The organism is Psychrobacter sp. 1U2 (assembly GCF_051847575.1).
The window spans coordinates 1-511 of the sequence record NZ_JBPYDC010001851.1 but is presented as its reverse complement, the minus strand read 5'-3'; the positions used below and the strand labels follow the sequence as shown (position 1 = coordinate 511).

Sequence of the window (511 nt, the reverse complement as noted above, 5' to 3'; positions counted from 1 at the left end):
GGGCTAAAAACTTTAACATGCAAAGTTATATCGTTGATGAGTTATATGATCTGCTTCGTTCTGAGTTTCCTATTAGCAGTATCGGTGTCACAGGCCATTCTATGGGTGGTCATGGCGCATTATTACTCGGTTTTAAATTTCCAAGTAAGTTTGTCAGTGTGTCGGCATTGTCTCCAGTAAGCGCGGCCAGTGAGTCAGCATGGGGGGAGGCCGCTTATACAGAATACTTTGGCGATGACAAAGCGCAGTGGACGCAAGCTGATGCAACGCAAACGATCAAAAGCGTCGGTCGTAAGTATTCAAGTCTCTTAGTTGACCAAGGTGCCGCTGATAACTTCTTAGCAGAAGGGCAGCTACAAACGCCTAAGCTACAAGAAGCTTGTGAAGAGGCCAAACAGCCGTTAACACTACGCTATCAAGCAGGTCACGATCACAGCTATTACTTTATCCAAACCGTAATCAATGATCATATTGAACATCATTGGCGCATGGCGCAGCTGAGTTAGTTACT

General features: G+C 45.4%; 1 protein-coding gene. It reads left to right on the top strand.

The annotated features are described in order from the left end of the window. Positions 1-506: alpha/beta hydrolase-fold protein (locus ACS8FD_RS24760; protein ID WP_439277792.1), on the top strand; the 506-nt coding region annotated here is incomplete at its 5' end. Between the last annotated feature and the right edge of the window lie 5 nt (positions 507-511).